Annotated in this window: 24 protein-coding genes; 6 read left to right on the top strand and 18 right to left on the bottom strand. The window is 71.1% G+C overall.

What is annotated here, in order from left to right:
- Nucleotides 1–2 precede the first annotated feature (2 nt).
- A complete protein-coding gene (locus HKK74_RS03690) occupies nt 3–1766 on the top strand; it encodes a GMC oxidoreductase (RefSeq protein WP_187241617.1) in 1764 nt (587 codons plus the stop codon).
- On the top strand, nt 1763–2506 hold the full coding sequence (locus HKK74_RS03685) for a DNA alkylation repair protein (protein WP_187241616.1): 744 nt from the start codon (nt 1763–1765) through the stop codon (nt 2504–2506). The genes HKK74_RS03690 and HKK74_RS03685 overlap by 4 nt, the downstream gene beginning before the upstream one ends.
- 9 nt (nt 2507–2515) lie before the next feature.
- Here HKK74_RS03685 and glpD read toward each other — a convergent pair whose 3' ends face one another.
- The 3 genes from glpD to guaB all read right to left on the bottom strand — a co-directional run bounded on the left by glpD (nt 2516) and on the right by guaB (nt 6979).
- The gene (gene glpD / locus HKK74_RS03680) at nt 2516–4225 is read right to left on the bottom strand and encodes a glycerol-3-phosphate dehydrogenase (RefSeq protein WP_187241942.1); all 1710 of its coding nucleotides are present in this window, start codon (nt 4223–4225) and stop codon (nt 2516–2518) included.
- Between the two features lie 133 nt (nt 4226–4358).
- Nucleotides 4359–5471 carry a GuaB3 family IMP dehydrogenase-related protein gene (locus HKK74_RS03675; protein ID WP_187241615.1) on the bottom strand — a complete coding sequence of 371 codons (1113 nt, stop codon included), beginning with the start codon at nt 5469–5471 and terminating at the stop codon, nt 4359–4361.
- Between the two features lie 11 nt (nt 5472–5482).
- Nucleotides 5483–6979 (bottom strand): IMP dehydrogenase, encoded by a 1497-nt coding sequence (gene guaB / locus HKK74_RS03670; RefSeq protein WP_187241614.1) that lies wholly within the window; start codon nt 6977–6979, stop codon nt 5483–5485.
- 209 nt (nt 6980–7188) lie between these two features.
- Here guaB and HKK74_RS03665 point away from each other — a divergent pair, with 209 nt between their 5' ends.
- Complete coding sequence (locus HKK74_RS03665) at nt 7189–7578, top strand: DUF5319 domain-containing protein (protein WP_187241613.1); 390 nt, start codon at nt 7189–7191, stop codon at nt 7576–7578.
- A 25-nt stretch (nt 7579–7603) separates the two neighbouring features.
- Here HKK74_RS03665 and HKK74_RS03660 read toward each other — a convergent pair whose 3' ends face one another.
- From HKK74_RS03660 to groES, 4 genes are all read right to left on the bottom strand, one after another.
- Nucleotides 7604–8527: a hypothetical protein gene (locus HKK74_RS03660; protein WP_187241612.1), complete on the bottom strand. Its 924-nt coding sequence runs from the start codon at nt 8525–8527 to the stop codon at nt 7604–7606.
- Nucleotides 8524–9168 (bottom strand): sigma-70 family RNA polymerase sigma factor, encoded by a 645-nt coding sequence (locus HKK74_RS03655; RefSeq protein ID WP_187241941.1) that lies wholly within the window; start codon nt 9166–9168, stop codon nt 8524–8526. The genes HKK74_RS03660 and HKK74_RS03655 overlap by 4 nt, the downstream gene beginning before the upstream one ends.
- Before the next feature lie 235 nt (nt 9169–9403).
- Nucleotides 9404–11026: a chaperonin GroEL gene (groL, locus tag HKK74_RS03650; RefSeq protein ID WP_187241611.1), complete on the bottom strand. Its 1623-nt coding sequence runs from the start codon at nt 11024–11026 to the stop codon at nt 9404–9406.
- A 111-nt stretch (nt 11027–11137) separates the two neighbouring features.
- Nucleotides 11138–11449 (bottom strand): co-chaperone GroES, encoded by a 312-nt coding sequence (gene groES / locus HKK74_RS03645; RefSeq protein ID WP_425544376.1) that lies wholly within the window; start codon nt 11447–11449, stop codon nt 11138–11140.
- A gap of 700 nt (nt 11450–12149) precedes the next feature.
- Between groES and HKK74_RS03640 the strand changes: the two genes are divergently transcribed.
- The 3 genes from HKK74_RS03640 to HKK74_RS03630 all read left to right on the top strand — a co-directional run bounded on the left by HKK74_RS03640 (nt 12150) and on the right by HKK74_RS03630 (nt 15256).
- Nucleotides 12150–12392, top strand: coding sequence for a TFIIB-type zinc ribbon-containing protein (locus tag HKK74_RS03640; RefSeq protein WP_187241610.1), 243 nt, complete (start codon nt 12150–12152; stop codon nt 12390–12392).
- Nucleotides 12393–12607: 215 nt separating this feature from the next.
- Nucleotides 12608–14191 carry a hypothetical protein gene (locus HKK74_RS03635; RefSeq protein WP_312881216.1) on the top strand — a complete coding sequence of 528 codons (1584 nt, stop codon included), beginning with the start codon at nt 12608–12610 and terminating at the stop codon, nt 14189–14191.
- Nucleotides 14192–14329: 138 nt separating this feature from the next.
- Nucleotides 14330–15256: a phosphotransferase family protein gene (locus HKK74_RS03630; protein ID WP_312881215.1), complete on the top strand. Its 927-nt coding sequence runs from the start codon at nt 14330–14332 to the stop codon at nt 15254–15256.
- A gap of 20 nt (nt 15257–15276) precedes the next feature.
- Here HKK74_RS03630 and tsaD read toward each other — a convergent pair whose 3' ends face one another.
- From tsaD to HKK74_RS03575, 11 genes are all read right to left on the bottom strand, one after another.
- The gene (gene tsaD, locus HKK74_RS03625) at nt 15277–16308 is read right to left on the bottom strand and encodes a tRNA (adenosine(37)-N6)-threonylcarbamoyltransferase complex transferase subunit TsaD (protein WP_187241608.1); all 1032 of its coding nucleotides are present in this window, start codon (nt 16306–16308) and stop codon (nt 15277–15279) included.
- On the bottom strand, nt 16301–16855 hold the full coding sequence (gene rimI / locus HKK74_RS03620; protein WP_246491168.1) for a ribosomal protein S18-alanine N-acetyltransferase: 555 nt from the start codon (nt 16853–16855) through the stop codon (nt 16301–16303). The genes tsaD and rimI overlap by 8 nt, the downstream gene beginning before the upstream one ends.
- Complete coding sequence (gene tsaB / locus HKK74_RS03615; RefSeq protein ID WP_187241607.1) at nt 16852–17526, bottom strand: tRNA (adenosine(37)-N6)-threonylcarbamoyltransferase complex dimerization subunit type 1 TsaB; 675 nt, start codon at nt 17524–17526, stop codon at nt 16852–16854. The genes rimI and tsaB overlap by 4 nt, the downstream gene beginning before the upstream one ends.
- 66 nt (nt 17527–17592) lie before the next feature.
- Entirely contained in the window at nt 17593–18312 is a 720-nt protein-coding gene (locus HKK74_RS03610) for a hypothetical protein (RefSeq protein ID WP_187241606.1), read from the bottom strand.
- 108 nt (nt 18313–18420) lie between these two features.
- Nucleotides 18421–18879, bottom strand: a complete 459-nt coding sequence (gene tsaE / locus HKK74_RS03605) for a tRNA (adenosine(37)-N6)-threonylcarbamoyltransferase complex ATPase subunit type 1 TsaE (RefSeq protein WP_312881214.1) — start codon at nt 18877–18879, stop codon at nt 18421–18423.
- Complete coding sequence (locus tag HKK74_RS03600) at nt 18876–19958, bottom strand: alpha/beta fold hydrolase (protein ID WP_187241605.1); 1083 nt, start codon at nt 19956–19958, stop codon at nt 18876–18878. Before HKK74_RS03600 ends, tsaE begins: the two co-directional genes overlap by 4 nt.
- An 11-nt stretch (nt 19959–19969) precedes the next feature.
- Nucleotides 19970–21115: an alanine racemase gene (gene alr / locus HKK74_RS03595; RefSeq protein ID WP_187241604.1), complete on the bottom strand. Its 1146-nt coding sequence runs from the start codon at nt 21113–21115 to the stop codon at nt 19970–19972.
- A 39-nt stretch (nt 21116–21154) separates the two neighbouring features.
- A complete protein-coding gene (locus tag HKK74_RS03590) occupies nt 21155–22654 on the bottom strand; it encodes an NAD(P)H-hydrate dehydratase (RefSeq protein WP_187241603.1) in 1500 nt (499 codons plus the stop codon).
- A complete protein-coding gene (locus HKK74_RS03585; RefSeq protein ID WP_187241602.1) occupies nt 22654–23034 on the bottom strand; it encodes a holo-ACP synthase in 381 nt (126 codons plus the stop codon). Before HKK74_RS03585 ends, HKK74_RS03590 begins: the two co-directional genes overlap by 1 nt.
- Nucleotides 23035–23363: 329 nt before the next feature.
- Nucleotides 23364–25232 carry a glutamine--fructose-6-phosphate transaminase (isomerizing) gene (gene glmS / locus HKK74_RS03580; RefSeq protein ID WP_187241601.1) on the bottom strand — a complete coding sequence of 623 codons (1869 nt, stop codon included), beginning with the start codon at nt 25230–25232 and terminating at the stop codon, nt 23364–23366.
- Nucleotides 25233–25284: 52 nt separating this feature from the next.
- A complete protein-coding gene (locus tag HKK74_RS03575) occupies nt 25285–26001 on the bottom strand; it encodes an ABC transporter permease (protein WP_187241600.1) in 717 nt (238 codons plus the stop codon).
- Nucleotides 26002–26026: the final 25 nt, after the last annotated feature.

The raw sequence follows: 26026 nt of genomic DNA, 5'->3' as shown, positions 1-26026 counted from the left end.
GCGTGACCACTGATTTCGACGTGCTCGTCATCGGTTCCGGATTCGGTGGGAGCGTCTCGGCGTTGCGGCTGACCGAGAAGGGCTACCGGGTCGGGGTGATCGAGGCGGGCCGCCGGTTCGACTCCCCCGACGGCGGGCCCGCGGAGCGCCACCGGGACCTGCCAAAGACGTCCTGGCGGGCGTCCCGCTACGTGTGGGCGCCGGGGCTCGGCCTGACCGGCATCCAGCGGCTGCACCTGGTGCGCGGCGACAGGGGCAGCAGGGTCATGGTGCTGGCGGGCGCGGGGGTCGGCGGCGGGTCGCTGGTCTACGCCAACACGCTGTACGAACCGCTCCAGCCGTTCTTCGACGATCCTCAGTGGCGGCACATCACCGACTGGCGGGCCGAACTGGCCCCCTACTACGACCAGGCCAAGCGGATGCTCGGGGTCGTGCGGAATCCGACCACCACCCCGGCCGACCGGGCCATCGAGCGGATCGCGGGCCGGATGGGCCGGGGCGACACCTTTACCCTCACCCCGGTGGGGGTGCATTTCGGCCGGGGTCCCGGCGAGGAGACGCCCGATCCGTACTTCGGCGGCGCCGGGCCGCGGCGGCGCGGCTGTGTGGAATGCGGCGCGTGCATGACCGGATGCCGGTACGGCGCCAAGAACATGCTGACGGAGAACTACCTCTACCTGGCCGAGCGAGCCGGCGCCGAGGTGCTGCCGATGACCCGGGTCACCTCGGTTCGCCCGCTGGAGGCGGGCGGGTACGAGGTGGAGGTGGTCCGTACGGCGTCGCCGCTGCGGCGTCGCCGTACGCTGACCGCCGAGCAGGTCGTGTTCGCCGCCGGGACGTACGGCACGCAGAGGCTGTTGCACACGATGAAGGCCAAGGGCCGGCTGCCCGGGCTGTCGGACCGGCTGGGAGCGTTGACCCGGACCAACTCCGAGGCGTTGCTCGGGGCGGAGCGGTCGAGACGCAAGGGTGATGACCACTCGCGCGGGCTGGCGATCACCTCGTCGTTCCATCCGACCGACGACACCCACATCGAGCCGGTGCGGTACGGCCGCGGGTCGAACGCCATGGCGCTGGTCCGGTCGGTGCTGATCGACGGCCCGAGCGCCGACGGCGGCAGGTCGGCGCCCCGCTGGGTCAGGTTCCTCGGTCGCGCCGTCACCCGTCCATGGGAACTGTTGCGGCTGGTCAACGTCCGGGGCTGGTCCGAGCGCACGGTCATCGCGCTGGTCATGCAGGTGCGGGACAACTCGATCACCATCCGGCCGCGCAGGGGTCTGCTCGGCTGGGGAATCCGGGCCGGCCGCGGGCACGGCGAGCCCAACCCGATCTGGATCCCGGAGGGACACGAGGCGACCCGGCTGCTCGCCGAGGAGACCGGCGGCATCGCCGGCGGCACGTGGCTGGATCTCTTCGACATCCCGATGACCGCGCACTTCATCGGCGGCTGCGCCATCGGCGCGTCGGCCGACGAGGGTGTGATCGACCCCTACCACCGGGTCTACGGGCACGGCGGACTGCACGTCGTCGACGGCTCGGCGGTGTCGGCGAACCTCGGCGTGAACCCGTCGCTGACCATCACGGCGCAGGCGGAACGCGCGATGTCGCTGTGGCCGAACCGGGGCCAGACCGACCCGCGCCCGCCGCTCGGCTCCGCCTACCGGCGGCTCCCGCCGGTCGTCCCGGCCCACCCGGTGGTGCCGGCCACCGCCCAGGGCGCCCTTCGCCTGGAAGTGGGCCGGCCCGACGGCACCGCCGTGACATGACTCCCACGCAGGTCGCGGTCGTGCTCGAACGCGTCGAGGCAGAGCTCCGCGCTCAGGCGGATCCGGTGCGGGCCGTACAGGAGAAGCGCTATCTGAAGAGCGACCTCGCGCACATCGGGGTACCCGTGCCCGCCATACGCAAGGTCGCGGTGGCGGCCGCGCGGGCACAGCAGGATCGGGCCGGGATCCTCGCGCTGGCCGAGCCGCTCTGGACGGCGGCCGAGGACGGTACGCCGGTGCACGAGCTGCGGGTGGCCGCGATCGAGGTCCTGATCCGCCGGGTCCGGCTGCTCGAACCCGCCGACCTGCGGGTGGTGGAACGGCTCGTGCGCGACTCCCGCAGCTGGGTGTACGTCGACGCGCTCGCCGACAAGGTGGCGGGAGCGCTCGTCCTGCGGACTCCAGCGCAGGTCACCGCCCTCGACCGGTGGGCGGCCGATCCGTGCTTCTGGATACGGCGTACGGCCCTGCTCGCGCTACTGCCGGGCATCCGCACGGGCGACGCCGATCTGGCGCGCCTGTCGCGGTACGGCGACATGATGATCGGCGAACGGGAGTTCTTCATCCGCAAGGCCCTCGGCTGGGTGCTCAGGGAGCTCTCGAAGCGCGATCCCGCCTGGGTGCGGGCATGGGTGGCCGAGCGGATCCCGGTGATCTCCGGGGTGACGTTCCGCGAGGCCGTACGCCGCCTGCCGGAGCCCGACCGCGAGGTGCTCGACGCGGCGTACCGGGCTCGCTGAACCGGTAACTCAGGGCGTCGGGACGATGTCCGGGGCGCCGCGGCGGCGGGCGTCGGCCTCCTGGTCGCCGTCCTGGGCCTGTGAGTCGCGTTCGGCCTCGACGCGCTTGTGGTAGTACTCGATCTCGCGGTCCTTCTGGTCCTTCGTCCAGCCGAGCACCGGCGCGAGCAGCTCCGCCGCCTCCTCGGCGACCCCGACGCCGCGGTCCCACGTCTCGATGGAGATGCGGGTGCGCCGCGCGAGGACGTCGTTGAGGTGCCGCGCGCCCTCGTGCGTGGCCGCGTAGACGATCTCGGCGCGCAGGTAGTCGTCGGCGCCGGCCAGCGGCTCACCGAGATCGGGCCGCTCGCGGATGAGGTCGAGCAGGTCCTCGATCAGGGTGCCGTACCGGTGGAGCAGGTGCTCGATCCGGGCGACATGCACCCCGGACTTCTGCGCCAGCCGGTACCTGAAGTTCCAGAGCGCCTGGTAGCCCTCACCGCCGACGAGCGTGATGCGGTCGGTGCACGACTCAGCGACCCGCCCGTCGAGCCCGTGCGCCACCGCGTCGACGGCGTCCTTCGCCATCACCCGGTAGGTCGTGAACTTGCCGCCCGCGATGATCACCAGGCCGGGTACGGGGTGCGCGACCACGTGCTCACGGGACAGCCTGGAGGTCTCGTCCGACTCGCCGGACAGCAGCGGCCGGAGGCCGGCGTAGACGCCCTCGACGTCGTCGTGGGTCAGCGGGGTGTTGAGCACCGCGTTGACGTGCTCGAGGACATAGTCGATGTCCACCTTCGACGCGGCAGGGTGCGCCTTGTCGAGGTCCCAGGCGGTGTCGGTCGTACCGACGATCCAGTGCCGGCCCCAGGGGATCACGAAGAGCACCGACTTCTCGGTGCGCAGGATGATCCCGGTCGAGGAGTGGATGCGGTCGCGGGGCACCACCAGGTGGATGCCCTTGGACGCCTTGACGTGGATCTGCCCGCGGCCCCCGACCAGTTCCTGGATGTCGTCGGTCCAGACCCCGGTCGCGTTCACGACCTGCTTGCCCCTGACCTTCGACTGCGTGCCGGACTCGAGGTCGCGGATCCGTACGCCGGTGACCCGCTCGCCCTCGCGCAGGAAGCCCGTGCACTGCGTGCGCGAGGCGATCTGCGCACCGTAGGCGGCAGCCGTGCGGAGCATGGTCATCACGTACCGCGCGTCGTCCATCTGGGCGTCCCAGTACTGCACCGCCCCGACGAACGCGTCCTTGCGGAGCGACGGCGCCAGCCGCAGGGCCTGCCTGCGCAGCAGATGCCGGTGCCGCGGCACGCCACGGGTGCTGCCCATGGAGAACGAAAGCGCGTCGTACAGCGCGATCCCGGCGCCGACGTAGCCGCGTTCCCACATCCGGTGGGTCAGCGGAAACAGGAACGGCACCGGGCGCACCAGGTGCGGGGCGATCCGCTGGAGCAGCAGCCCGCGCTCGGTCAGCGCCTCGCGGACCAGGTCGAAGTTGTACTGCTCCAAGTACCGCAGGCCACCGTGGATGAGCTTCGACGAGCGCGACGAGGTACCCGAGGCGAAGTCGCGCGCCTCGACCAGCGCGACCGACAGGCCGCGGGTGGCGGCGTCGAGCGCGACGCCCGCCCCGACGACCCCGCCACCGACCACGATGACGTCGAACTCCTCGGTCGTCATCCGGTCCAACGCGGCGTCACGCTCGGCCGGGCCCAGACGTGAATCGCCCATTCCGATGGCGGCCGTTCCCCCAGCGGTCATCGCGTTTCCCTCCGACGGTGGCACAGGGCCTTCCTACCCAACGGTAGGACGTGGCCTCACGAGACTTGCACCACACCCCAGGGTGACACTGACATACACCCCTTTAATGCGGCGCGACCACGACCTGAACCCGCTGGAACTCCTTCAGGTCCGAGTAGCCGGCGGTGGCCATCGCGCGGCGCAGCGCGCCGATGAGGTTCATGGAACCGTCGGCGACGTGCGAGGGGCCGTACAGGATCTGCTCCATGCTGCCGATGCTGCCGAGGTTCACCCGCGCGCCGCGCGGCACCTCACCGTGGTGCGCCTCGCTGCCCCAGTGGTAGCCGCGGCCCGGGGCCTCGGTCGACCGGGCGAACGGCGAGCCGATCATGACGGCGTCGGAGCCGCAGGCGAAGGCCTTGGCGATGTCGCCGCTGTTGGTCATCGCGCCGTCGGCGATCACGTGGACATAGCGGCCGCCCGACTCGTCGAGGTAGTCCCGGCGGGCCGCCGCCACGTCGGCGACCGCCGTCGCCATGGGCACCGCCACGCCGAGGACCGTACGGGTGGTGTGCCCGGACCCGCCGCCGAAGCCGACGAGCACGCCGGCCGCGCCCGTGCGCATGAGGTGCAGCGCCGCCGTGTAGGTGGCGCAGCCGCCCACGATCACCGGTACGTCGAGGTCGTAGATGAACTGCTTGAGATTGAGCGGCTCGGCCCGTCCCGACACGTGCTCGGCGCTCACCGTGGTGCCACGGATCACGAAGAGGTCCACGCCCGCGTCGATGACGGTCTTGTGGTACTGGGCCGTGCGCTGCGGCGACAGGCGGGCGGCGACCGTCACACCGGCGTCCCGGACCTCCTGGATCCTGCGGCCGATCAGCTCTGCCTTGATGGGCTCGCCGTAGACCTCCTGCAGCCGCCGGGTCGCCCGCACCTCGTCGAGACCCGCGATCTCGGCGAGCAGCGGCTCGGGGTTCTCATAGCGGGTCCACAGGCCCTCGAGGTCGAGCACCGCGAGCCCGCCCAGCTTCCCCACGGCGATCGCCGTGGCCGGGCTGACCACACTGTCCATCGGCGCGACCACCAGGGGCATCTCGAAGCGATAGGCGTCGATCTGCCACGCGACGCTGACCTCCTCGGGGTCGCGTGTGCGACGCGACGGCACGATGCCGATCTCGTCGAACGCGTATGCCCGCCGGCCGCTCTTACCCCGCCCGATTTCGACCTCAGCCACTCTGCCGGTTCCTATCTACCCTGGTAATTGGGGGCTTCGATGACCATCTGAACGTCGTGCGGATGGCTCTCCTTCAACCCGGCCATCGTGATCTGCATGAGCGTTCCGCTGTCCTGCAACTCCGCGATCGTACGGGTCCCGGCGTACCACATCGCCTGCCGGAGGCCCCCGACGAGCTGGTGGGCGACGTTGGACAGCGGGCCCCGGTAGGGCACCTGACCCTCGACGCCCTCGGGAATGAGCTTCTCCTCGGCGTCGACGTCGGCCTGGGAGTAGCGGTCCTTGGAGTAGGACCGGCCGCGCTCGCGGTTGCGCATGGCGCCGAGCGAGCCCATGCCCCGGTACGACTTGTACTGTTTGCCGTGTACGAAGATCAGTTCACCGGGACTCTCCTCGACCCCGGCGAGCAGGCTGCCGAGCATCACGGTGTCGGCGCCGGCCGCGATGGCCTTGGCGATGTCGCCGGAGTACTGCAACCCACCGTCGCCGATCACCGGGACACCGGCGGCCCGGGCCGCACGGGCGGCCTCGTAGATCGCGGTCACCTGGGGCACGCCGACACCGGACACGACACGGGTCGTGCAGATGGAGCCCGGCCCGACACCCACCTTGATCGCGTCCACACCCGCGTCGATCAGTGCCTTGGCTCCGGCGTAGGTCGCGACGTTGCCGCCGACGACCTCCACCCGGGAGTTGGCCTTGATCTTGCCGATCGTGTCGACGACCCCCTTGGAGTGCCCGTGCGCGGTGTCGACGACGATGACGTCGACACCCGCCTCGATGAGCGCCTGCGCCCGCCGGACGCCGTCCTCGCCCACACCGACCGCGGCCCCGACGACCAGCCGGCCGTCGGCGTCCTTGGTCGAGTCGGGGTACTGCTCGCTCTTGGTGAAGTCCTTGACGGTGATCAATCCGCGGAGACGGTCCTGGCCGTCGATCAGCGGAAGCTTCTCGATCTTGTTCTCGGCCAGCAGCCGGAACGCCTCGTCACGGGACACGTCCACCCGAGCGGTGACCAGCGGCATAGGGGTCATGACCTCACGTACCGGCCGAGCCTGGTCGGTCTCGAACCGGGTGTCGCGGTTCGTAACGATGCCGAGCAGGATGCCCTGCTCGTCCACGACGGGCACCCCGGAGATCCGGTAGCGGCGGCAGAGGTCCTCGACGTCGGCGAGAGTGGCGAGCGGCGAACAGGTCACCGGATTTGTGATCATGCCGGCCTCGGACCGTTTGACCATGTCCGCCTGCTGGGCCTGCTCGTCGATGGCGAGGTTGCGGTGCAGGACCCCGACGCCGCCCTGCCGCGCCATCGCGATGGCCATCCTGGCCTCCGTCACGGTGTCCATGGCCGACGACACCAGCGGAATGCGCAGGGTGATCCCCCGGGTGAGGCGGGTGGAGGTGTTCGCGTCGCCGGGCTGCAGGTCCGAATAGGCCGGCAGGAGGAGCACATCGTCAAAGGTCAGGCCCTGCATGGCGAACTTCGCGGGCTCTGCGGCGGGGTTCATGGCAACCTTCCTCGGGCTGATCGCGGGCGTCCGGCCAGGTCACGGCGCTCCCCTACATCGTAGGCGGTTCACCGCGCCGCCCCGTGGGAAGCCCCGGGACGCGGCCGGCCGCGTGCCGGCCTCCCGAGGCGGCGGGTATCGCGGCGCCGCCGCGTCCAGGGGTGGCCGGGTGTTGCCCTGGGCCGGGTGCAGCGCAGTAGCGTGGGGGTGTGCACGACGACGCCCCGCCCGATCCGTTCGCCGGAGACCCTAATGATCCGGCGGCCGGGCTCAGCGACCCCGGTGATGAGATCGCTCCACTGAGCGTCGCGGAGCGCGAGGACGTGCTGGCCGATCTGGCCGATCTCGAGGTGTTCCGGGCGTTGCTCGAACCCCTGGGCGTTCGTGGTCTCACCGTCGACTGCGACGACTGCGGCAAGACCCACTACATCGACTGGGAACTGCTGCACGGCAACCTTCGCCATCTCCTCGACCAGGGACTGCCCCGCGTGCACGAGCCGGCGCTGTCCCCCGACCCGGTCGACTACGTCAGCTGGGACTACGCCCGCGGCTATGTCGACGGCGTGATCGACAGCGAGGAAGGCCGCGGAACCCCCTAGCCGCTCAGCACGACCGGTCGGCCGCTCAGCACGACCCGGGCGCTTCCGGCTGCGCGCTCGTCTTCGGCGGGCGCCCCTCACACGGGTCAGCGGCGGCGCGGTCCCCGTCGCCCGCTCCGGCCGGAACGGTGGAGGGGCCGACGGTGGGAGCCGAGGTCGCGTCGTCGTCCCGACGAGGACTGGGGCTGGGCGTGGTGCCCGGGTCCGGCCCGGTCGGCGTTTCGGCGATCTCGCCGGGCGTCCGGCCCGGGACCTGATCGGGATCCGGCGTTGATTGGTCGCCGCCCGTGATGTGGTCCCCGCTCCGCTCAGGAGCGGCTGCGGCGCGCGGTGGGGAGTGGTCGGTCACCCGCCAGCGCCCGGCATCCCGGGACGCGCGCTCGGGTCCACCGCGTATCGACGTGCCCGACGTGCCCGACGGGGCCGGATCGGCCGGGCGCACGGGGAACCGCACCACGGGCCGGCCCGTGCCCTCGGCCTGGCCGGGAGAGCTCTTGTGCGCCTGGCCGGACGGCTGGTGCACCCCGATCGATCGTTCGAACGTCCTTCCGAGCTCACCGCTGGCGGCCGCCACGCCGGTCGTGCCGAACACGGCGGTGGAGATCCCGAGCGCCATGACGGTCCGCGCTCCGCGCCTGCGCGACCGCCCCTGCGGCGCCGGTGCGGACACCGGTGCGGCGGACGGTGCGGGCGCTCCGTTCGCGGCCGGGACGGGCGCGACTTGGTCGACGTCGAGGATCAGCGACTGGAGCAGCCGGACCGCCGGATCGCCGCCGTCAGGTGCCGCGGCGCCCGGGGAGCCCACGGCGCCCGGGGAGCCGGCCGTGGCGAAGACACGTGCCGCCAGGGCGTCGACGACGGCGTCGGTATCGCGGATCGCGCTGATCGACAGCGGAGCCGTGGGTCCGTTCGGCGGTATGGCGCCCGGCCGCCCATGACGCCTGGTCAAGCCGACTCCTCGTTCGCCATGGCCCGGAGCCTGGTGAGAGCCCTGTGCTGCGCGACGCGTACCGCTCCGGCCGACATGCCGAGAACATTACCGGTCTCCTCGGCCGACAATCCGGCCACCACCCTGAGCATCACCAACTCGCGCTGGTGGTCCGGCAGGCGGTTCAGCAGGTTCTTGGCCCGTTCGGCCTCGGTGTAGCGCACCACGGTCTCTTCGGGCCCCGGCCGCTCGTCGGGCCCGTCCGGCAGGTCCTCGGTGGGCACGGCAGCCCGGATGGCGCTGCGCAGCGCATCCGCGATCTTGTGTGAGGCGATGCCGAAGACGAAGGACGCGAACGGACGGCCCATGTCCCGGTAGCGGGGCAGCGCGGACAGGACCGCGATGCAGACCTCCTGAGCCACGTCGTCCGCGATGTGGTAGTGACCGGACACCCGCCCGAGCCGGGCTCGGCAGTACCGGACGATCATCGGGCGGACCTCACCGATCAGTAGCTCGATGGCGCCCGGATCCCCCTGCACGGCGAGGGTCGTCAATTCCTTGAGGTCGCCTTCGTCAGATCTCGCCCGGCGCACCGCTCGCGCCCTCTCAACGGCGCGGGGTGGCGTGGGCCCTGCGATCGCTCCCTCGGTCACGTAGAGCATGATGCCCAGCGATGTCGGGCGTGTCTCCACTGTTGCTTACAACGGAATGGTCACAGTGCTCCGCTGATCGTGCGAAAACTACGGTTCGTACCGGATCAGTAGCCGGATGTACGGAGGGCCGACCGATCGACTGCAACGATCGGATAACGAAAAGCGGGCGCATGACGAAAAGCGAGGCCCCCGCCCATGGACGGCGGGGGCCTCAGAACGCCCGGGCGACCGGGCGGTGACGGACTCAGTGACCGTGGCCGTGACCGTGACCGCCACCGGCCGGGGACTCCTCCTCGGCGGGCTTCTCCACCACGAGGACCTCGGTGGTGAGGAGCATGCCGGCGATGGAGGCGGCGTTGGTCACCGCGGAACGCGTGACCTTCACCGGGTCGATGACGCCCTGGGCGACCAGGTCGCCGTACTCACCGGTGGCGGCGTTGTAGCCGTGCCCGGTCGGCAGGTCGCGGACCTTGGCGACGACGACGTAGCCCTCCTGACCCGCGTTCTCGGCGATCCAGCGGGCCGGCTCGCCGAGAGCGCGGCGGAGCGCCTCGGCTCCGGTGGCCTCGTCGCCGGACAGCCCGAGGGCGTCGAAGCCCTCCTTGGCGACGTGCACGAGAGCGCTGCCGCCACCGGCGACGATGCCCTCCTCGATGGCCGCGCGGGTCGCGGAGATGGCGTCCTCGAGGCGGTGCTTCTTCTCCTTGAGCTCCACCTCGGTCGCGGCGCCGACGCGCAGCACGCACACGCCGCCGGACAGCTTGGCCAGCCGCTCCTGCAGCTTCTCGCGGTCCCAGTCGGAGTCGCTGTTCTCGATCTCGACCTTGATCTGGGCGATCCGGCCGGCGATGTCGTCCTGGTCACCGGCGCCGTCGACGATGGTCGTCGTGTCCTTGGTGACGGTGATGCGCCGGGCGTTGCCGAGCACGTCGAGGCCCACGCTGTCGAGCTTGAGGCCGATCGACTCGCTGACGACCTGGCCACCGGTGAGGGCGGCCATGTCGCCGAGCATCGCCTTGCGGCGGTCGCCGAACCCGGGGGCCTTGACCGCGACGCTGAGGAAGGTGCCGCGGATCTTGTTGGCGACCAGCAGGGCCAGCGCCTCGCCCTCGACGTCCTCGGCCACGACCAGCAGCGGCTTCTTGCTCTGCGCGACCTTCTCGGCCAGTGGGAGGAACTCGGTGACGTTACTGATCTTGCCTTCGACGATCAGCACGTAGGCGTCCTCGAGGACCGCCTCCATGCGCTCGGCGTCGGTCACCATGTGCGGCGACAGGTAGCCCTTGTCGAACTGGAGGCCCTCGGTGAACTCCAGCTCCAGACCCATGGTGTGGGCCTCTTCGACGGTGATGACACCGTCCTTGCCGACCTTCTCGAACGCCTCGGCGATCAGCTCGCCGATCTGGCCGTCCTGGGCGGAGATGGTCGCGACGTGCGCGATCTCGCCCTTCTCCTCGACCTCGCGTGCGATCTTCAGCAGCTGGTCGGAGACGTACGTCGCGGCCGTGTCGATGCCCCGCTTGAGCGACAGCGGCGACGCGCCGGCGGCGACGTTGCGCAGACCCTCACGCACGAGCGCCTGCGCCAGCACGGTGGCGGTGGTGGTGCCGTCACCCGCGATGTCATTGGTCTTGGTGGCGACCTCCTTGGCCAGCTGAGCACCCAGGTTCTCGTACGGGTTCTCCAGCTCGACCTCACGGGCGATCGTCACACCGTCGTTGGTGATGGTGGGCGCGCCGAACTTCTTGTCGATGACGACGTTGCGGCCGCGCGGGCCGATCGTCACCTTCACAGCGTCCGCGAGGGCGTTGACGCCGCGCTCCAGAGCGCGGCGCGCGTCCTCTTCGAACTCCAGGATCTTCGTCATGAAAGTCCTCTCGATCTACCCGGACGCACTACCGCGCGTCCGTCACAACACACGTCCGCCCCGGCCACCCCTCACGGGACGACCGGGGCGGATGCATCACGTCTGGCGTGATTACTTCTCGATGACCGCGAGTACGTCGCGAGCCGAGAGCACGAGGTACTCCTCGTTGTTGTACTTCACCTCGGTGCCGCCGTACTTGCTGTAGAGCACGATGTCGCCCACCGCGACATCGAGCGGAATGCGCTTCTTGCCCTCGTCGTCCCACCGGCCCGGGCCGACCGCAAGGACAGTGCCCTCCTGGGGCTTCTCCTTGGCGGTGTCTGGAATGACCAGGCCCGACGCGGTGGTCTGCTCGGCCTCAAGCGGCTGAACCACGATGCGGTCCTCGAGCGGCTTGAGAACAACCTTGGTGGCGGTCGTCACGATCTGACCTCCCCTTCGATTGTGATCCTCGGCTGGCCGGATGGACCAGCCGCACGTTTATAGAGAGGCGACCCTGGTCGGCCTGTCGTCGCGGGTGCCAGCCCGGCCTCGTCGCTGTTGGCACTCTCACGTCGAGAGTGCCAGTGGGAACAGTATGCCGTGCCCCCGGGCCAGTCAACACGGCCCCCGCCGAACCGCCGGTGAACTCTGCCCATGGCCCTGTTCATGGCCTCGCTTGCTCGGCGGCTCGCGGGCCTTGAAGATGGCGGCTTCCCTCGTCGCGTGCTCGCTCGTTCCCTGTTGCCCTGCCTCGCTTCGCTCGGCGGCTCGCGGGCCTTGAAGATGGCGGCTTCCCTCGTCGCGTGCTCGCTCGTTCCTCGCTCCGCGCGCTCCTCAGTCCAGCCACCATCGGCCCGCTCGCGGCTCCGCGCGCACGTAGGCCATTGATCATTTGTCTGCTCGCATATATGGACTTCCCCGTCCCGCAAGATCTTATTCTATATGGCGATGTCGTTTGTTCGACAATGATCTCGATGGCTCGGGAAACGCCAAGTCATGACGGGCAACGCACCATGGCCGAGCAAATCCTCCGCCTTTACCGCTGCCACTCTCACTAGGATCACCGAACGGCGGCAACGTCGCATCCGAGGCGCACGAGACGGATAGGTGTCCAAGACGTGCAGATGAATGGGGATCAACGATGGCGGAGGTGGCCTTGCACTGCCCCAAGTGCCACGCTGGAATGGCGAGCTTCCGGCGGAGCGGCATCCTGGTCGAGCAGTGCGCCACCTGCAGGGGAGTGTTCGTCACCGAGGCCGGGCTCGCCCGCCTCATCGACGCGGGCGGCACCGGGCACGCGATGCACGCGGCGCCCTCGCCGGGGGGAACCTCGGCCAACGGCTACCACAGGCAGGCCTACGAGGGCCGGCACCGGCGAGGATGAACCGGATCCGCTCGACACCGAGGGGAAATCGACCAATTACCCTCCACCTGGACAGCGACCGGCATATCGCCCCACTGGGATAACGTTCCTATTCCGCGCGGATCTTACCGCGTTTTCCCCTCCCGCTTATGCGCACTCTGTTCACGCACTACAGTGAGCTTTTCACGATTCAATGCCGCCGCCTTTTTCGCGGTCGGCACACGAAGGAGCGTCGGGTGGAAACGAATCACAACTTCCTGCAGACGGGGGGTCAGCCGGTCTCTGACCGGATGCGGGAGTTGCTCGCCCGTGCGGCGCAGGACAACGTGTACGAACAGCGCTCACAGGGTCATGTGCTGGACGAGATACGCCAGCGGCTCGAAGGCATGGAGTGGCTGCTCCGCGAGGTCCGGGAGCGCGAGCTCAGCGGCCTGACCGGCCAGCTGGACAGCGTACGGGGTCAGGTCGACGAGCTCTCCGCCAAGCCGCCGGAATGGGCGGAGGGACTCGCCGAGCACATCGAGGCCGTCGGTGAGCGGGTCAAACCCGTGGCGGAGCTGCCCGCACTGTGGGCCGACGTCGGGGTCGTCGCCGAGAACGTCGACGAGGGGCTGTCCCGGCTGCAGTCGGTCATCGACTCGGCGCAGCATCTCGTCGACGCCACGCAGCAGGCGACGCAGCGCATGGAGGACATGGGCAAGCGGCTGGACAAGCTGCAGGGCAGCATGGAGGCCGCCTCCGTACGCTTCAACCGGCTCGACAAGTCGCTGGCCGAGCTGGGGCACCGCACGGAGAAGCTCGACCACTCCATCACCGGCGTCGCCACCAGGGTCGATCAGTCGCTGGGCGAGATGGGCGAGCGGATCGAGCAGGGCCTCGACGCCGTCAGCGGCCGGGTCGAGGGGGTCAGCGGCCGCCTCGACGGCGTTGACGGCAGCCTGGACGGGATCGACGGGCGGCTCGAGGGGCTGTCGGGCCGGTTCGACGGGCTGGACGGCAAGCTCGAAGGCGTCACGGGCCGGCTCGACTCCGTCAGCCAGCGCATCGGCCAGCTGCCCGCCGCGCTCGAGATCGGCGAGCTGCACCGCAAGCTGACCGAACTGGTGAAACGGCCCTACGCCGACCACGGCGACCGCTTCGACGCGCTGGAGAAGCGGCTCACCGAGGCGGTCGACCCGCTCATCGACGAGCTGCGGGCCCGTCCCGACCGGGACGAGGTCAAGGACATGATGTCCAAGATCGCCGAATCCGCGTACGGGGACGTCACCAGGCGCATGGACGAGTTCTCCCGCCGGTTCGAGAGCGTGCACGAGGACGTGCGCAAGCGCGTCGAGGGCATCCAGGACGACGTCACGAGGAAGGTGGAGTCGGCGCTCGAGGAGTTCACCACGCAGGTCGACATCGTGTCTCGCCGGGTCGAGTCGGCGCACACCGATGTCACCAAGCAGGTCGAGTCGGTGCACAACGAGATCGCCAAGCAGGTGGGCGGCATCCACGAGGACGTCACCAAGCGCATCTACGGAATCCACGAGAACGTGACCAAGCAGGTCGACGGGATCCACGAGGACGTCACCAAGCGGGTCGAGGGCGTCCACGAGGAGTTCGCCAAGAGGAACGACTCCATGCAGGACGAGGTGAGCAGGCGGCTCGACGGCGTGCAGGATCAGGTCGGCCGGAAGGTCGACTCGGTGCACGACGACGTCAGCAAGCGGATGACGGCCGTCCACGAGGACGTCCTCAAGCGGCTGACAACGCTCGAGGAGACCATGCTGGCGCTCGCCGAGGCGCTTTTGCGGCCCCGCAGGGAGGGCAAGGAGTAGGCCGCGGCCGTGCCCCCGCCCGAGCCGCAGGGGGCACGGCCCGCCCGGTCATGATCAGGCCGCTGACGTGCAAGTTGTTACCTTCGGCTTTCATAAAATCACTCCCGATACCGGCCGGAACCCGTTTTGATGGGTGTCGTGCCGCATCCACAGCCGTCCGACCCCAGCCGTCCCCCGACCGCCGCGACATTGCGCTGGATCGAAGAGTGCCTGGGCACGGGCAGCAGGGTGAAACTGGTCCGGCCGCTGGTCGGCGGCCTCGCCCACGTGAACCACGCGCTGCTCGTGGAGAGCCGGGCCGGCACCGCCCACCGGTTCGTCCTGCGCCGGTGGGCGCGCCGGGAGTGGAGCCTCACCGATCTCGAGTTCTCCCCAGAGCGTGAGATCGCCGCGCTCGCTCTGCTCGCCGGCTGCCGGCTCCCCACGCCGTCGCTCGTCGCGGCCGATCCGTCCGGGGCCTACTGCGACGCCCCCGCCCTGTTGATCACCAGGCTCCCGGGCCACGCGCCCAGGCCGGCGTCCGGCGACCTGCCGGAGTACCTGATCCAGCTGGCCGCGGCACTGCTGCCGGTGCACGCGCTCGAGGGCGCCCCGACCATGCCGCCGTATACCCCCCACAACCGCCTCACCGTCCAGACTCCGCCGCGGCACGCCACCCGCCCATGGCTGTGGGAACGCGCCTTCGAGGTCGTGAGCGGGCCCCCGCCCGAGGCGGCGCCCCGCTTCATCCACCGTGACTACGAGCCGGACAACACGCTCTGGTCGTCCGGGCGGCTCACCGGCGTGGTCGACTGGGACAGGGCGTCGTACGGCCCGATCGCGGTCGACATCGCGCACATGCGGTGCAATCTGGGGCTGCGCTACGGAATCGCCGCCGCCGACCGGTTCACCGCCGACTTCGACCAGGTGTGCGGCGGGTACGAGCACGACCCCTACTGGGACCTGCGCTGTGTCGTCGACCTGCTGCCGGGCGGCGGCTCACCGGTGCTCGAGGCCGACGTCCCGCTGCTCGAGGACTACCTCAAGGCGCTGCTGGCCCAGCTGGGCACCCCCGCGCATCGCTGAGCGCGGGCCAATCGGCCGGCTCAGACCGTCACGGTGGTGATCGGCAGAGACGAGTCGGCGGGCACGTCGAGTGCCGAGGGGAAGGCCCCGGCGGCGACCAGTTCCGCGCCCAGTGCCGCGACCATGGCGCCGTTGTCGGTGCACAGCGCCGGGCGCGGCACCCGCAACCGGACTCCGGCGGCGGCACAGCGCTCCTGCGCCATCGCCCGCAGCCGCGAGTTCGCCGCGACCCCGCCGCCGATCAGCAGGTCGGCCACCCCGTTCTCGCGGCAGACCGTCAGGGCCTTCCTGGTCAGGACGTCGACGACGGCCTCCTGGAACGAGGCGGCCACATCGGCGACGGGCACCGGCTCGCCGGCGCGCTCGCGTGCCTCGACCCACCGGGCCACGGCGGTCTTGAGCCCCGAGAAGGAGAAGTCGTAGGTACCGTCGTCGTACTTCCCGCGGGGGAACGCCATGGCGTCCGGGGCGCCCGAACGCGCCGCCCGGTCGATGTGCGGGCCGCCGGGGAAGCCCAGGCCGAGCACCCGGGCCACCTTGTCGAACGCCTCGCCCGCCGCGTCGTCGACGGTCGAACCGAGCGTCCGTACGTCCGTCGCGACGTCCGGTACCAGCAACAGCGACGAATGCCCGCCGGAGACCAGCAGCGCCACCGACGGTTTCGGCAGCGGCCCGTGTTCGAGCTGATCGACGGCCACGTGGGCGGCCAGGTGGTTGACCCCGTAGAGCGGCTTGCCGAGCGCGAGGGCGTAGGCCTTCGCGGCGGCCACCCCGACGAGCAGGGCACCGGCCAGCCCCGGGCCGGCCGTCACGGCGATCGCGTCGACGTCCTCGAACGCCACCCCGGCCTTGGCCAGCGCCCGGGACACGGTCGGGGTCATCGCCTCGAGGTGCGCCCGCGAGGCGACCTCGGGCACGACCCCGCCGAACCGGGCGTGCTCGTCGACGCTCGAGGCGATCGCGTCGCCCAGCAGCGTGTGCCCGCGTACGATCCCGACCCCTGTCTCGTCACAGGAGGTCTCGATCCCGAGGACCAGCGGCTCGTCACTCATCAGCGCCTCCCACCGGCCCGAACCCGGTCGTGCGCTTGCGCGGCGGAGTGCTCTGACGGCACATCACGATCGCGTCCACCCCCGACGGCTGGTAGTACCGCTTTCGTACGCTGATCTCGGTGAATCCGAAGCGTTCGTACAGCTTGCGCGCGGCTTCATTATCGGCCCGGACCTCCAGGAAGACCACTTCGCAGTCGCGGCGCGCGGCCTCGTCGAGCAGTGCGGTGAGCAGTGCGGCGCCGATGCCGCGCCCCCGCCGGTCGCTCCTGACCCCGATGGTCTGCACGTCGCCCTGGCCGCCCGCCGCCGCGAGGCCGGCATAACCGACGATCTCTTCGGTCGCACCGGCGGCCGGCGGGGAGGACTCCGGCGGAGCCACGGCGACGACGTAGTGCCGGGTCCCCGCCTGGTCGGCGAGCTCGCTGCGGAACATCTCCGTGGACCAGGCGTCGTCGGGGTAGAGCAGCGCTTCGAGCCGCTGTACGACCGGCAGGTCGTCGGGCGTCATCTCCCGGATGGAGGCGGGCTCGGGTCCCGTACCGATCATGCCGGGGTGACCTTCTTGCGGGGCCCGGGCTCTCGGGCGTCGGGCCGGCGGAGATAGAGAGGCTCCGGCGGCAGCAGCGGCGGGCCCGCGCCGCCGGACAGGCGGGTGACCGCGAGTTCGGCGACCGCCGTGGCCGATGGCAGCAGCGGCGCTGGATCACCCGCCACGTGCAGCACCTCGGGATACAGGTCGGCTCCCTCGCCGATCACGGGAAGGCCGGGCGCGGCCGCGTCGGCGGGCGGGCCGACGGCCGGCTCGGTCACCCGGACCCGTGCCGACTCGTACCTCGCCCAGTAGACCTCCTTGCGACGGGCGTCGGTCGCCACGACGAACGGCTCCTCGCGCCCGGAGGCCCAGGCGATCGCGTCGAGCGTGCACACCCCGTGCACCGGGACCCGCAGCGTGTCGCCGAGTGCGTAGGCGGTGACGAGCCCCACCCGCAGCCCGGTGTAGGGGCCGGGGCCGACGCCCACGGCCACGGCGCTGAGATCGGCCGAGGCCGCCCCCGCCTCGGCCAGCACCGCGGCGATCGACGGAGCGAGCAGTTCGGCGTGGCGGCGCCGGTCGACGGTCTCCATGCACGCGCGCATGCGAATCGCCTCGCCGGGGGCCCATTCGTACAAGGCGACGGTGACCGCGGCGGTGGCGGTGTCAAAAGCCAAGACCAGCACGGAGTCACAGCTTAGTGCCAGCACGCGGTCGGGGCGGCGGCCCGCCCCTCGGCCGGGCCAGGTCGGTCAGCGGGTCGCGAGGGCGTTGACGGTGTCCTCGGCGGCTCGCAGCGCCCCGTCGATCGCCCGGTCCGCCGGCAGCGGCCTCTTGGCGCTGTCGCCTCCCGCGTAGTGCACGGTGATCAGTACGTTCCCCGATCGGACGTTGACGACGGCCTCGCCCCGCCGCTGGGTCGCCTGCACGCTGTAGGTCAGGTAGCCCCCGTCGCCGATCTTGTCGACGCCGCGCTTGACCGAGACCTTCTGCCCCGAGGGCAGACCCTTGCCCGCTTCGTCGGCCGCGCGCTCGGCGGCCAGCATGGCGCTCGCCACTTCGCTCGCCGGCTGGTCGCCCGCCGCGGCGACGGCTCTCAGCTCGACGGTCAGCTGGCGCCGCCGCTGGTCGCCGAACCGGCTCCACACGCACTGGTTGTGCGCGTCGGTCGCCGCGAACGTGTCGGTCTGGGTGCGGTCGGCCTCGGGCACGAGGTCGCGGGTGAGGTCGTCCGGGAGCAGCTCGCAGGCGTCGGGGACCGCCTGGCGGTCGGCGCCCGCCGGCACCGAGGAGCTCTGCACGGTCATGTCCCGGGAGGCCAGGCCGTTCTCCGGATCACGCGACGTGACCCGGTTGAGCACGAACGCCGCCAGGCCGGCGCACACGATGACTCCCACTGTGGCACCGGCCAGTACGAAGGCCATGCCTCGGCGCTCGGGCCGGCCGTCCGGCATCCGATGGCTTCCATTCATCCGGGGCACTCCCTCCTGGAGGAGAGGTACATGTGTGCGCAGAACAGTACGTCACATTCCTATAACCTCATCGTCCTCGTTGACCGAAAAAATACCCACACTTCCGCTTTACCGGAAACCGCCCAGATCTACCCAACGGTCTCCGGTCCCCCGCAGGCGGACGGCACGCCCCTCCGAGGCCGCGTCGGCACGAGAGATGTTGATCTCCAGGCGGGCGTCGGCGAGCCCTTCCGCCAGGCCCTCGCCCCACTCGACGACGGTGACCGATTCCTCGACGGTGGCGTCGAGGTCGAGATCGTCGAGTTCCACGAAACCGCCGAGCCGGTAGGCGTCGGCGTGGACGAGCGGCGGCCCGCCGCACAGCGACGGGTGGACCCTGGCGATGACGAAAGTGGGCGAGGTGATCGGGCCGCGTACCTTCAGCCCCTCACCGATGCCCTGGGTCAGCGTGGTCTTGCCGGCCCCGAGATCGCCGGACAGCACCAGCAGGTCGCCGGCCCGTAGGACGCCGGCGAGGCGCAGCCCGAGGTCCCGCATGGCCTCGGCGGTGGGTATGACCAAATTCACGCCGAGCGCTCCTCGGATCGCGGATGGACCCGGGCGATCAGCTGGCGCAGCGCACGGGTGACGATGCCGGGATACTCCAGCGGCAGCAGGTGGCCCGCCTCGGGCACCTCGATCATCTCGGCGCCCTTGATCGCTTCGGCGATCGCGTGGCCCTGCGCCGCCGAGGTGAGCCGGTCGTCGCCGCCCGCCAGCACCAGCGCCGGCACCCGGCCGACCACGGCCAGGGACCCGAGCCGGTCGTGGGTCATGAAGCCCGGGTAGAACTCCGCGATCACGTCGATCGGGGTGGCGCGGATCATCTCCTCGACGAAGTCGACGACGGTGGGGCTCACGTTCTTGTCCGCGAAGCCCATGCGGCGGATCAGCATGAAGGCGATGTCGGCGCCGACGCGGCGGGTGCGGTCCACGATCTCGGCCCGCCGGCCCAGGTTGCGCACGAGCCCGGGCGTGAGCGGCCGCACCAGCTTGGCGACCACGAGCGGCAGGCCGAGAGTGATCTCGGACAGCCCGCCGCCGGAGGTATTGATCAATGCGACGCCCAGGACCTGGTCCCCGAACAGGTCGGGATGCCGGTCGGCCAGCGCCATGATGGACATGCCGCCCATCGAGTGCCCGACGAGCACCACGGGATCACCCGGGCGGACCGTGGCCCGCAGCACCGCGTAGAGGTCCGCGCCGGTCTGGTCGATGGTCGCGTGGGTGGGCTTGCTGCGGCCGGACCGGCCGTGACTGCGCTGGTCCCAGAAGACCGTCCGGACGCCCGGCAGATCGCGCCGCTGGTAGTGCCAGGCGTCCTGGTTCAGCGCGTAGCCGTGGCAGAACACGACGGTGAGCGGCGCGTCGTCCTGGCCGTCGATCTCAACGTGCAACGGAACGCCGTCGTCGGCCAGCACCTTGACCGGTTTCCCGCGCAGCCGTCCGAACGGTTCGTGAGCGTCGGGGTCCGGACGCAGCCGCACCCGGCCGACCGCGATCTTCCGGGCGCCCACCGCGACGCCGACGCCGGCCGCGCCGAGGCCCGCCACGACGCCGACGATGCCCATCCGCCGGCTCATCCGCCGCCTGTTCTGGCCGTCCATGCGCTCCACTCTCACCGCCCGGGATCCAGCGGTCCGGGATCCAGCGGCTCGTACCGCCGCGGCACCCGGGACCCGATGCGGGTGACGATCTCATACGAGATCGTGCCGATGGCGTCCGCCCAGTCCTGCGCCGTCAGCTCGCCGTGGTCGCCGGGCCCGAACAAGATCACCTCGTCGCCGGGCGAGATCTGGTCGTCGGCCATGTCGATCACGAACTGGTCCATGCAGACGCGCCCGGCGATGCGCCGCCGCGCGCCGCCCGCCAGCACCTCGAGCAGGTTGGATCCGTGCCTGGGTACCCCGTCGCCGTAACCCGCCGGCACCAGTGCGAGCGTGGTCTCGCGCTCGGTGACGTAGGTGTGGCCGTACGACACCCCGCTGCCCGCCGGGGCACGCTTGACGGCGGCCACGGCGGCGGTGAGCGACATCGCCGGTCTGAGCCCGAAGCCGCCGAGCCGCGGGACCGGGCTCAGCCCGTACGCCGCGATACCGGGCCGTACGAGGTCGTACCTGGCCTCGGGCAGGGTCAGGATGGCGGCCGAGTTGGCCAGATGCCGCACGTCCGGCCGCAGGCCCGCGTTCTCGGCCAGCTCGACGGCCTCCTTGAACGCGCCGAGCTGCAGCGGGATCGACGGGTCGCCCGGCTCGTCGGCGCAGGCGAGGTGGGAGTAGAGGCCGACGACGCGAATGAGCCCGTCGGCCTGCGCGGCCAGCGCGGCCGCGATGACGGCCGGCCAGTCGGCCGGGCCGGCCCCGCCCCTCGACATCCCGGTGTCGGCCTTCAGGTGCACTCGCGCCGTCCGGCCCGCCGTGCGGGCCGCGGCGGCGATCTCGTCGACCAGCCACACCGTCCCCGCCGTCAGGTCCAGGTCCGCGCCGATCGCCCGGTCGTACGGCTCGCCGGGCACGCCGAGGCAGACCATGATCGGCACCTGCGGCACCGACGCGCGCAGCCGCAGGCCCTCGGCCAGCTTGGCGACGCCGAGCCAGGTCGCGCCGCCGGCCAGCGCGGCCAGCGCGGCCTCCTCCATGCCGTGGCCGTAGGCCTCCGCCTTCACCATCGCCATCACGTCCGCGCCGCCCGCGCGGTCGCGCAGGAGCGCGATGTTGTCGCGGATGGCACGAAGATCGATGCTCGCCTGAGCCGGACTCGTCACGTCTGCCAAGTCTGCCGATTCTCCCACCATGATCACTGCTTATCCGGGGCCTGCCCACGTCGTGTCTCCAGACAGGGTACGAAATGCCCTGGGCAGTGCGGTGATGACGTCGTACGCGCTGATCGGAGCCTGGCCCTCTCCGGGCCGATCATGGGGCGCGACGGCGAAGCGGGCGGCGAGGCCATGCAGGTACGCACCCGCGGTGGCCGCGTCGAGCGGGGGCATGCCGCTCGCGAGGAACGCGCCGGTCAGCCCGGACAGCACGTCACCGGTACCGGCCGTGGCCAGCCACGGGGTACCGGTCGGATTGACGTGCACCGGCCGGCCGGTCTGCGCGACCAGGGTGGTCGACCCCTTGAGCAGGACGATCGCGGAGAGCTCGGCCGCGGCCTCGCGGACATGCTCCAGCCGCCGCGCCTCGATCGCCTCGCGGTCGGCCCCGATGAGGCGGGCCAGTTCACCGGCGTGCGGGGTGAGCACGGTCGGGGCCGTACGGCGCAGCAGATCACGACGCCGGGCCAGCACCGTGAGACCGTCGGCGTCCACCAGCACCGGCAGATCACTGCCGAGGGCGGCGGCGACCAGGGCCTCGGCCCGCTCGTCCGTGCCGATCCCGGGGCCGACCACCCACGCCTGCACCCGTCCCACCAAGGAACCCACGTCCGCCACGTCGCCGGCCTCGAGCACCGTGGTGACCGTCTCGGGCCACCGCTGCCGGACGAGGTCGACGGCCGGGCGCACGGAGGCGAAGCGCACCATCCCGGCCCCGCCGCGGACGGCCCCGCCCGCGGCGAGCACGGCGGCACCGGTGAACTGCTCACTTCCGGCGATCAAGCCCAGCACGCCACGGCGGTACTTGTCGGACTCGGGGGACGGCCGCGGCGGCCGGATGTCCTCCGAGTGCGGCGCCACCACGTCGGGTTCCGGCAGACGCGGCCCGAGCCCGATATCGATCAGTTCCACCACTCCGGCGTACCGGGCGCCGGGGTCGACGAACAGGCCCGGCTTGTACGTGCCGAACGTCACGGTCACGTCGGCGGTGATCGCCACGCCTTCGACCTCGCCCGTGCTCGCGTCGACACCGCTCGGCACGTCGCAGGCCACCACGACGGCGGCGCTCGCCGCCGTCCGCTCGGCCAGCCGGGCGTACGGCTCCCGCAGCCCGCCGTGCCCGCCGATGCCGACCAGGCCGTCGATCACCAGATCGGCGGCGTCGATGACGGCCTCGTCGGCGGTCACCCGCCCACCGGCCGCCCGTAGCGCACGCAGGCCCTGCTCGTGCGTCTTCGAGCCGGCCAGGATCGCCTCGACGCCCGCGCCGCGCCGCGCCAGCCACGCGCCGGCGAACAGCGTGTCACCGCCGTTGTCGCCGCTGCCGACGAGCAGCACGACCCGCGAGCCGTACGCGCGGGGCGGTATCGGGGCACAGACGGCCGCCAGCCCCCTGGCCGCGCGCCGCATGAGCTCGCCCTCGGGCAGCGCGGCCATCAGGGCCTGCTCGGCCTCCCGTACCTTGCCGACCTCGTGCGCGTGTCTCATCACTCGCTCCGCTCGGGGGTCTCGTCGGCTCGGGCCTCCGCGACGACGACCGCCGTGGCGACGCCGGCGTCGTGGCTGAGGGAGATATGCCAGTGGGTCACGCCGCGGGCGCGCGCCGCCGCGGCCACCGTCCCGGCGACGTGCAGGCTGGGCCGGCCGTCGTCTTCGCGGCGGACCTCGGCGTCGGTCCACAGCAGCCCCCTGGGCGCGCCCAGGGCCTTGGCCAGGGCCTCCTTGGCGGCGAACCGCGCGGCCAGCGACCTGACCGGCAGCCCCCGCTCCGCCTCGGTGAACAGCCTGGTCCGCAGCCCGGCCGTACGCTCCAGCGACTTCTCGAACCGGACGAGGTCCACCACGTCGATCCCCACACCCACGATCACCCGTCCAGGGTGCCACGCCCGGATCCGCTCGCCGGCGGGGTGCCCGGGCCGGCGCAAAAATCACCTGTCAATCGGGCCAACTCGTACCGATCGCCCCCTTCGCACGGGCTACAGTTGGCCGGTCCCGCCAGCCCGCTCCGAGTTGGTGGACGTCAGACCTGCCCGGGCTCTGCCCACAGGAGATCCGACCTGATACGGATCTATGTTCACCGGCAGAGCGCCGGTTCTATATATTCGCGCCGGCCGCGGTGGCCCCGCCCGATGTCCGGGAGGGGCCACTTTCGCGCTCGGCCGCCGGCCGCCACCCGACCTCGGCCGCCGGTCGGCCGCTATTCGACCGTGACCGACTTCGCGAGGTTGCGGGGCTGGTCGACGTCGTGTCCCTTGGCGGTGGCCAGCTCACAGGCGAAGACCTGCAGAGGCACCGTGGCGACCAGCGGTTGCAGCAGGGTCGGGACGGCGGGCACCCTGAGCAGCGTGTCCGCGTACGGGACCACCGACTCGTCACCCTCCTCGGCGATCACGATCGTCCGGGCGCCCCTGGCGCGGATCTCCTGGATGTTCGAGACGATCTTGTCGTGCAGGACCCGCCGGGCGCGCGGCGGCACCACGACGACGACCGGAAGGCCCTCCTCGATCAGGGCGATCGGCCCGTGCTTCAGTTCGCCCGCGGCGAATCCCTCGGCGTGCATGTACGCCAGCTCCTTGAGCTTCAACGCACCCTCCATCGCCACCGGATACCCCACGTGCCGGCCGAGGAAGAGCACGCACCGCTCGTCGGCGAGCGAACGGGCCAGCACCCGTACCGGCTCCATGGTCTCGAGGACCTTGTCCACCTTGTCCGGCATGGAGGAGAGGAGCTGGACCATGGCGAACACCTCGTCGCCCCACTTGGTGCCGCGGACCTGGGCGAGGTAAAGCGCGACGAGGTAGACGGCGACCAGCTGCGTGAGGAACGCCTTGGTCGAGGCGACCGCGATCTCGGGGCCGGCGTGGGTGTAGAGCACGCCGTCGCACTCGCGCGGGATGGTCGAGCCGTTGACGTTGCAGATGCCGAGTACCCGGGCCCGCTGCTCTCTCGCGTGCCGCAGCGCCATGAGCGTGTCCATCGTCTCGCCGGACTGCGAGATCGCGATGACGAGCGTGCTACGGGTCAGGATGGAGTCCCGGTACCGGAACTCGCTCGCCAGCTCGACCTCGCAGGGCAGCTGTGCCCAGTGCTCGATGGCGTACTTGGCGATCATTCCGGCGTGATAGGCCGTTCCGCAGGCGACAATGATGATCTTGTCGACGTCGCGGAGCTCGTCGTCGGACAGGCGCATCTCATCGAGGGTGAGCCGGCCGTCCACGCCGACACGGCCGAGCAGGGTGTCGGCCACCGCACGCGGCTGCTCGGCGATCTCCTTGAGCATGAAGTAGTCGTAGCCGCCCTTCTCGGCGGCGGACACGTCCCAGTCGACGTGGTACTCGCGCACGGGGACCGGCTTGCCGTCGAAACCGGTCACCGTGACCTCGTCGCGGCGGAGCTCGACGACCTGGTCCTGACCCAGCTCGATCGCGTCGCGGGTGTGCGCGATGAAGGCGGCGACATCGCTGGCGAGGAAGTTCTCCCCGTCGCCGCGGCCCACGACCAGCGGTGAGTTGCGGCGCGCGCCCACGACGACATCGGGTTCGGCGGCGTGCGCGGCCACCAGGGTGAAGGCGCCCTCGAGCCGGCGGCAGACGCGGCGCATCGCCTCGGTCAGCCCGCCGGAGCCCGTGATCTGCTCTTCCAGCAGGTGCGCGACCACCTCGGTGTCGGTGTCCGAGGCCAGCTCGTGGCCACGTTCCTCCAGCTCCGCGCGCAGTGAGGCGAAGTTCTCGATGATCCCGTTGTGCACGACCGCGATCGCCGCCGAGCAGTCGGTGTGCGGGTGCGCGTTGCGGTCGTTCGGCTGCCCGTGGGTGGCCCAGCGGGTGTGCCCGAGGCCCAGCGTGCCGCCCTCTGCCACCGCCTCGGACGGCGCGGACGTGACCTCGGAGGCCAGCGCCTCGCGCAGGTTCGCGAGCTTGCCGGCCCGCTTCACGGTCTTCAGCGCGCCACCGGTCAGGACCGCCACACCGGCGGAGTCGTACCCCCGGTACTCCAGCCTGGCCAGCCCGTCGACGACGACCTCGATGGCGGGCTTCGCTCCCACGTACCCAACGATTCCGCACATGGCGGCCACCATAGCCGCTGTGACCAGCGCGGCGAACCTCGGGAGCGCCGTGTCACTCGGCGCTGGCGACCGACAGAGTGCGCAGGCGTACGGCCGCCAACGTGGCGCCGAGCACCGAGACGACCACGAGCAGCACGGCGGCGAGGCCGAACGCCACCTCGGAGGTGACCGTGCTCGCCGAGCTGACGGCATCGGTCACCGACAGCGACCACTGCTGGATCGACAGTGACCGGGCGCCGGGGGCGAAGTTGCCGATCAGCGTCTCCCAGACGAGGGCGTACAGCAGGCCGATCGTGACCGCGTTGCGGCTGGCCACCGCCAGCACCACGAACACGGCGCAGTAGGCCACCCCGCCGACCAGCGTCCCCACTGTGAACCCCGCGGCCAGCCCGGCGGTGCCGCCGGTGAGGATCAGCCCCGCCACGAGCGTCGGTACGACCGCGAAGGCGACCACGAGTGCGATCGCCACGGCCAGCTTGGTCAAGAGGATGACCGGCCGCGGGATCGGCTTGGTCAGGATGTACATGATCTGGCCGTCGTCGATCTCCGGAGCGATGACGCCCGTACCGGCGATCAGCGCGAGCAGCGGCAGCAAAGTCGTGAGCGCGAACCGCTGCAGCACGATGGTGGAGATGTTCAGGTCGTTGTTGCCGGTGATCCGCAGGGCGACGGCCAGGAGCAGCAGGACGGCCGGCAGCATGAACAGCAGCAGTGCCCGCCTGCGGCCCAGCATTCCGCGGAAGGTGATGTAGGCGATGGTCGCGTTCATTCGTCGCTCAACCCTCTCCCGGAGC

Origin of the sequence: Actinomadura alba (assembly GCF_014323705.1) — a bacterium.
Classification (GTDB): Bacteria; Actinomycetota; Actinomycetes; order Streptosporangiales; family Streptosporangiaceae; genus Actinomadura_C; species Actinomadura_C alba.
This window is presented reverse-complemented; position numbering and strand designations above follow the sequence as displayed.